The organism is Dysgonomonas massiliensis (assembly GCF_900240225.1).
GTDB classification, from domain to species: domain Bacteria; phylum Bacteroidota; class Bacteroidia; order Bacteroidales; family Dysgonomonadaceae; genus Dysgonomonas; species Dysgonomonas massiliensis.
In genome coordinates this window covers 1-1,043 of record NZ_OEPV01000025.1, presented here as the reverse complement: position 1 = coordinate 1,043, position 1,043 = coordinate 1, and the positions used below count along the sequence as shown (strand labels likewise).

1 protein-coding gene is annotated in these 1,043 nt (G+C 34.5%); it reads left to right on the top strand.

What is annotated here, in order from left to right; all coding sequences use genetic code 11:
* Window positions 1–108: 108 nt before the first annotated feature.
* A complete protein-coding gene (locus C1A06_RS14965) occupies window positions 109–1,014 on the top strand; it encodes an IS982 family transposase (RefSeq protein WP_101690942.1) in 906 nt (301 codons plus the stop codon).
* The last annotated feature ends 29 nt before the right edge of the window (window positions 1,015–1,043 follow it).

Sequence of the window (1,043 nt, the reverse complement as noted above, 5' to 3'; positions counted from 1 at the left end):
AACGTGAGTTCGACATAAGATAAGTTCTTAATAACTAGCATAATAGAAGAAAGTTGATTAACTTTAAGTCTCTAACATTCAAAGTTTTAAATCAAAAAACATTCTATTATGCTAAGTCTTTGTGAAGTTACAGATATTTTCTATTTATGTGATGAATTTACCTCAGATTTTGAAGTTTATTATCCAAAACATGCTTTGCGTGAAAACAATGGTAAAAAGTATCGCAATAAACCTAAGCGTTTATCGGATAGTGAAGTAATGACTATCCTGATAGCTTTTCATTTAAGCGGAATGAGAAATCTGAAAGCTTATTATTTGTTTTATGTTTGCAAACATATGAGCAGCGAATTCCCCCAATTAGTTTCTTATAATCGCTTTGTAGAACTTCAACAACGAGTCCTTCTGCCTCTGGTGTTATTCTTGAAAACTTGTCGCATGGGAAAATGCACAGGTATCAGTTTTGTAGACTCAACAACATTGGATGTCTGCAATATTAAACGGGAATGGCAACATAAAGTATTTGACGGCATTGCCTGCAAAGGTAAAAGTACGATGGGTTGGTTCTTTGGATTTAAGCTACACTTGATAATCAACGACAGAGGTGAGATATTAAGCTTTTTGATTACCAGAGGCAATGTGGATGATAGAGAACCGCTAGAGATGGAAAGCTTTGTCAAGAATATTTTTGGGAAACTCTATGCAGATAGAGGCTATATCTCTCAAAGATTGGCTGATATATTATTTGTCGATGGGATTCATCTGGTTTATAAGCTAAGAAACAACATGAGAGGAGAATTACCTCTTAAAGACAGGATAATGCTTCGTAAAAGAGCTATTATTGAGTCGGTGAACGATGAGTTGAAAAACATCTGTCAGATAGAACATACAAGACACCGTTCGTTTGCAAACTTCTTGACCAATCTGATTGCCGGATTATTAGCATATAGTTTCTTACCGAAAAAGCCTTCGATTAGGGTAGATATAATAGAAGATAGCCAATTGACTATCTTCTAAAATCATTTTCTTATATCGAACTCACGTTA